We start from the raw sequence: 5,815 nt of genomic DNA on the forward strand, positions 1-5,815 counted from the left end.
CACCAGGACGGCCAGGACCCCGCCGTAGATGTTGGACTTCAGCTCGACGGCGATCCCGTGCCGCCGGGCCAGCGCCGAGACCACGAACAGGCCGATCCGCCCGTCCGCCAGCAGGTGCCGGACGCTGACCTGGTCGGGGTCGCCCAGCAGGGTGTTCATCCGGCTCTGCTCCTGCGGCGGCATGCCGAGCCCGCGGTCCTCGACCTCCACCGCGATCCCGGCCGTGACCCGCTCGGCGCGCACCACGACGTCGGTGTCGGGGGCGGAGAACACCGTGGCGTTCTCCACCAGTTCGGCCAGCAGGTGCACCACGTCGGCGACGGCGTGCCCGCGCACGGTGCCGCCGGCCGGGGGCACCACCTTGACGCGCGTGTACTGCTCCACCTCGGCCACCGAGGAGCGCAGCACCTCGCTCAGGTCGATCGGCCGCGTCCACTGGCGCCGGGAGGCGGCCCCGCCGAGCACCGCGAGGTTCTCGGCGTGCCGGCGGATCCGGGTGGCGAGGTGGTCGACGTGGAACAGCTGCCGGAGCAGGTCGGGGTCCTCGACCGTGTCCTCCAGCTCGTCGAGGAGCGAGATCTCGCGGTGCACCAGCGACTGGAGCCGGCGCGCGAGGTTGACGAAGACCTCCACCTTGCGGTCGCTGTCGCTGGGCGCGGCCGGGGCGGCCAGCCGGACGAGCGCCTCGTGGGCCTGCTCGCGCGCCCCGCGCAACTCCTGTGCCAGCAGCCAGAACTCGTCCACCCGGGCCGGCCCGGGGGTCTCGGGCGGCGGGGTGCCCCGTCCGGCCCGCACGGGGCGCCCCGGCGGCTCGCCCCGTTCGAGGCGCTCGGCGGTCGTGCGCAGCTCCTGGCGTCCGCGCATGCTGGAGCGGCGCAGCGCCTCGCACCGGTCCCGGACGGCCTTGGCGGCGCGCTGGGCCCCCAGCAGGGCGGCGGCGAGGGCCCCGACGGCCAGCAGGGCGCAGCCCGCGAGCACCGGCCACAGCCGTGCGTCCCGCTGTCCGGCGCCCCCGCCGAGCTGGAGGGTGAAGATCACCGCGGCGGTGCCGCTGAGCCCGGCGGCGAGCGTGGGCAGCACGGCGGCACGGACCAGCTGGGGGCGTATCTGCCGGCCGGGGCCCGTGGCGGCGTGTCTCGACGGGGCGTGGCGGGCGGCGCGGAGTCCGGACATCGGCGTCCTCGGTAGGTGGGGCCGGCCCCCGGATCCAGTTCCCGGGGCCCGGTGTTGATCACCGGGTACCCACGCTAGACCGCACGCTCCCACGGCCGTTGCCGAGTTGGGGAACTTCGGCGGCCTGCTTCCCGCTCCCGATGGAGCGCTCGCACGACAGCCCGAATGCGCCGGGAGCGCGCACACCTGTGCAGGTCGGGGCGTGCACGCCGCCCCACGGGCACGCCCGGCGCACCGGGCCACCCCACGCGCCACCCGCCGCACGCGTCCCACCTCCGCGCCCCGCGGTGGGCGGCGGCCCGTGCACCCACCGGGCCCCGACGCGCCCTTGTGCTCCCCCGCGCACTGCCGGAAGGTACCTGTTCCCCGGCCGCGTACGGCCCCGAGCGCTGGAGGAAGGCGCCATGAACGAACCGTCCCGCCCCGATGCCCACGGCCAGGGCCCGGGGGACGGCCCACTGGAGATACGGGCGGAACTGCGGCGCCGCGAGGAGGCCCTGGACGGCCTGCTGGGCAGGTTCACGGCACTGAGCGGAGGACTCGACCGGCTGCGGGGCACGACGGACACGCTCAGCAGCGACGTGGACTCGCTGAAGTCCGCGACGACCGACCTGCGCAAGGACCTGTCCACCACCGACTCCAAACTCGACGGTCTCGCGGCGGACTTCACGGCCTGGCAGGAGCGGTACGAACGCGACCAGGCGGTCCTCGCCGCCCAGTTCGACCTCGACCGCACGGCCGAGGAGTGGCGCAGGAGGTTCGGCGAGCGGGAGAAGGTGCGTTCCCTGGCCGCCGGCCTGATCCGGAGCATCACCCCCGACCTCGTCGGCCGGGGACTGCTGCGGACCTCGACCGTCCGCAGCACCCTCGAATCGCACCTCGTCCACGATCCCGGCTTCTGGCTCGGCCACGCCACCCTCGCACTGGCCGCCCAGCTCCACGGCGACAAGGAGCTCAGGCTCAGCGCGGCGAGCGAGGCACTGCGCCTGGGACGGGGCAAGGCCTACCTCTTCTTCGCACTGGCCGCGGCACGGGCGGGGGAGCACGAGTGGGCCGGCAACTGGACGGACCGCTACCTCCAGGCCATGGACCCGGACCGCCTCGGCGGCGACTTCCTGGTGGTCCTCGACGCCGTCGCCAGCGGCGAACTCGGCGCGCAGGCCCACGGATACGCCTACGGCGCCCTGCGCCGCTGGGCGGCCGAGGCGGCCGTCGGCACGACCGCGGCCAGGGCCGGCGCGCGCCGCTGGGAACCCCGGCTGAAGAAGCTCCTGATCGCGCCCGGCGACCGCTACGCGCCCCTCGGCCGGGCCTGCGGCAGGGACTGGAAGGAGCTCCAGGAGGGCTGGCGGCTGGCGACGGTCACGACGGCGGCCCTGGACCACCTCCGTGCGACGTTCCCCCCTCCGGAGCCCGGCACCAGTGCCGCGACCGGGGTCCCCTACGCGGAGACCGCCATCGACCGCCTGATCCGGCAGCCGGAGCCCGACGAGGCCGCCGTGCGCGCCCGGATGGACGCGCTGCAGCGGTTCGTCGACCGCCGCGGCGACGAACGGGCCGCCGAGGAGGAGCCGGGGCAGCCGGCGGACGCCGAGGTGATGGACCTGGCGACGCTCCTCGACCGCGCGGTGTTCCAGCCCGGTCGGGTGGCACTCGGTGAGGACGCCCGACGACTCGCGCTCCTGGGGGTGCTCCCCCATCTGCGGTCCGCGGCCGAGGCGTTCGTACGGGCTTCGGGGCAGCGGCGCAAGGAGTCCGTCCCGGTGGTGGTCGAGGGCTGGCGCACCGTTCTGCCGACCGATCCGGCCGCGCCCGTGGACGGGCCGGCGCTCGCCACCGAGCTGGCCGCCCACATCCGTGACCGTACGGAGCAGGAGGCGCGGGCCGTGGTCCCCGACCGGATCCGCCGGGCCGGGGGCACGACGGGCGGGCTGGCGGTCCTCGTGCTGGGGCCCTTCCTCCTGGCCGGCGCGTTCCTCTGGCTCCTGCTGCTCCTGGGCGCGGTCGCCGTCACCTGGGGCCTGCTGGACGTGCGGCGCGTACCGGCCGCCCGACGCAGGGTCCGCGAGGCCGGCCTCGCCCGGAACGCGGGCGCGCAGGACCGGCTGCTGGCGGTGCTGGGCGCCCGGGTGGAGTTCTTCGCCGACTGGGACGGGCACACGGTGCGGCTGGAGGAGCTGCGCCGGTGGACCCCCGACGACCGGGTGCGGGCGTGACGGGACCGGGGCGGGTGCTGGGCGGCCGCTACCGGCTCGACTCCCACCTGGGCAGCGGGGCCCAGGGGGCGGTCTGGCGGGGCCGCGACCTGAGCCTGGACCGGGCGATCGCCGTCAAGGTGATCCCCGCGGGCGGCGACTCCCCCGGGGACGCCCGGGACGGCGAGCGGTGGTTCCACCGGGAGGCCCGGGCCATGGCGCGGATACGCAAGCACTCCTGTCTCGCCGAGATCCACGACCACGGGGCGGACGGCGGCCTGCTGTACACCGTCATGGAGTACATCGAGGGGGAGTCCCTCGCCGCCCGTCTGCGCGCGGGGCGCCAGCCCTCCCTGGAGCAGACCGTGCGCTGGACCAAACAGATCTGTTCGGCCCTCGCCCACGTCCACGCGGCGGACGTCGTCCACCGGGACGTCAAGCCGGGCAACGTCGTCGTCGACGCGGCGGAGGGACACGCCCATCTCGTCGACTTCGGCCTCGCCCGCCTGCCCGGCGGGTCCTCCTCCTCGTCCGGCCGGCCCGTGGGCAGCCTCGCCTACATGTCCCCGGAGCACTTCGCCGGGCGGGTCGTGGCCGGCAGCGACCTGTACTCCCTGGGCTGCGTGATGTACGAGATGCTCACCGGCCGCACCCCCTTCGGCCACCTGCGGGAGTGGGTCGCCTTCGCGAACCACCACACGTACGTGGACCCCGAGCCGCCCCGGGCGCTGCGGCCCGGGATTCCCGGACCGCTCGACCACCTGGTCATGCGCCTGCTGGAGAAGGACCCCGCGGACCGGCCGCCGGACGCCGGGGCCGTGGAACGCGCGGTCGAGCAGGTCGAATTCGTGTCCGACGACTCCCACCGGCCGCACGTGGACTCCCGGCACGTCGACGAGATCCGGCGGCTCGAACGGTACATCGAGCACCATGCCGGAGGGCCGCGGGCCATGGACGCCGAGGTGCTCGACGCCCGGTCCCGGCACGCGGGGCTCACCGGCCGGTCGGGCGATCCGCGCGGGGCGGCGGCGCTCTACCAGCGCCTCGGGGAGGACTGCTCCGACGGGCTCCCCCCGGGGGACAGGCGCACCTTCGACGCCTTCCGGGAGGCGGCCCGCTGGACGGAACGACCCCACTGCTGACACGGCCGCGCCGGGCGCGGCCGCCGGTACGCCTCAGCGTTCGCGCTCCGGGTTCACGACCCGACGGCCTCCGGTTCGCCGAGGTCCGCCGTCGGGGCCGGGGCCGGGGCGGGGGTGTCCGGTGCCGCGGGGGCGGGCGGGGTGGCCGCCGGGGTCGGGGGGGACGCCACGAAGGGGCGCCACCAGGGGGTGGCCGGGGCGTCGGGGGCGGCCGGTTCGAAGGGCTGGCCGGGGATGGGCAGGGCGACGGCGGCGCCCGCGGCCCCGGCGGCCGCCACGGTGCCCTCGCCGGGCTCGTCCCACGGGTGCGGGGCCAGGTTGAAGGTGCCCCAGTGGATCGGCAGCATCGTGCCGGACGGGGCGCCGCCCTGGAGGTCGAGGTGGGCCCGCATGCCCTCCTCGGGGGTCATGTGGATGTCGGGCCAGTACTCCGAGTAGGCCCCGATCTGGATCATCGTGGCGTCGAAGGGGCCGTGTTCGGCGCCGATCTCCTTGAAGCCGGGGAAGTAGCCCGTGTCCCCGCTGTGGAAGATCCGGTGCCGCTCGCCCGCGACCACCCAGGAGGCCCACAGGGTGGACTGCTGGTTGCGCAGCCCGCGCCCGCAGAAGTGGCGGGCCGGGGTGGCCGTCAGGGTGAGCCCGGCGACCTCGGCGGACTCGTTCCAGTCCAGCTCGCGCAGCCGGGCCGGGGCGACGCCCCAGCGCTCCAGGTGCGCGCCGACGCCCAGCGGGACGGCGAAGACGGTGCCCGTGCCGGCCAGGGCCTTGATGGTGGGCAGGTCCAGGTGGTCGTAGTGGTCGTGGGAGATGACCACCACGTCGACCTCGCCCAGGGAGGCCAGCGGCACCGGTACGGGGTGCAGGCGCTTGGGGCCGGCGAAGGGGAAGGGGGAGCAGCGGTCGCCCCAGACCGGGTCGAAGAGCACGCGGCGGCCGTCGATCTCGGCGAGCACGCTGGAGTGCCCCATCCAGGTCAGGCGCAGTCCGCTCGCCGGCGGCTTGGCCAGCTCGGCGAGGGTGGTGGGGTAGACGGGGATCGGTGCGCCGGGGTTGCGCCGGATCCGCTGCTCCTTGTGGAAGTAGATCTTGGCGAACTCCAGCATCGAGCCGGAAGGCCTGGTCCGGGCCCCCACCGGGTTCTGGAAGACGCCGTCGGCGAAGTTCGGCGAGCGCAGGATGCGCTCCAGCCGCGCGCCGGACGCGTCCGCGCCGAAGGCTTCGGGCCGCAGGGCGCGCAGCCGGGGACGCAGGGGAAGGGAGCCGGTAATGGCGCCTCCTGGTTTGTGCGGTTGGGGTGGGGGGGGG

Annotated in this window: 4 protein-coding genes; 2 read left to right on the forward strand and 2 right to left on the reverse strand. The window is 75.7% G+C overall.

Annotated features, from left to right (window positions below; genetic code table 11):
• On the reverse strand, positions 1–1,173 hold a 1,173-nt coding region (locus tag ACFVXK_RS36660), incomplete at its 3' end, for a sensor histidine kinase (RefSeq protein ID WP_389621118.1).
• Positions 1,174–1,577: 404 nt separating this feature from the next.
• Here ACFVXK_RS36660 and ACFVXK_RS36665 point away from each other — a divergent pair.
• Both ACFVXK_RS36665 and ACFVXK_RS36670 read left to right on the forward strand, forming a co-directional pair.
• Complete coding sequence (locus tag ACFVXK_RS36665; RefSeq protein ID WP_389621120.1) at positions 1,578–3,389, forward strand: hypothetical protein; 1,812 nt, start codon at positions 1,578–1,580, stop codon at positions 3,387–3,389.
• Positions 3,359–4,510, forward strand: coding sequence for a serine/threonine-protein kinase (locus ACFVXK_RS36670; RefSeq protein ID WP_389621123.1), 1,152 nt, complete (start codon positions 3,359–3,361; stop codon positions 4,508–4,510). Before ACFVXK_RS36665 ends, ACFVXK_RS36670 begins: the two co-directional genes overlap by 31 nt.
• A 53-nt stretch (positions 4,511–4,563) precedes the next feature.
• On the opposite strand, the gene ACFVXK_RS36675 is transcribed toward ACFVXK_RS36670, so the two are convergent.
• Positions 4,564–5,778: an MBL fold metallo-hydrolase gene (locus ACFVXK_RS36675; protein ID WP_389621126.1), complete on the reverse strand. Its 1,215-nt coding sequence runs from the start codon at positions 5,776–5,778 to the stop codon at positions 4,564–4,566.
• Positions 5,779–5,815 lie beyond the last annotated feature (37 nt).

Source organism: Streptomyces sp. NPDC058157, assembly GCF_042884105.1.
GTDB lineage: Bacteria > Actinomycetota > Actinomycetes > Streptomycetales > Streptomycetaceae > Streptomyces.

What these genes read in the sequence shown, in the direction of transcription:
- ACFVXK_RS36665 (WP_389621120.1), top strand. Translation starts at nt 1,578, where the DNA reads ATGAACGAACCGTCCCGCCCCGATGCCCACGGCCAGGGCCCGGGGGAC.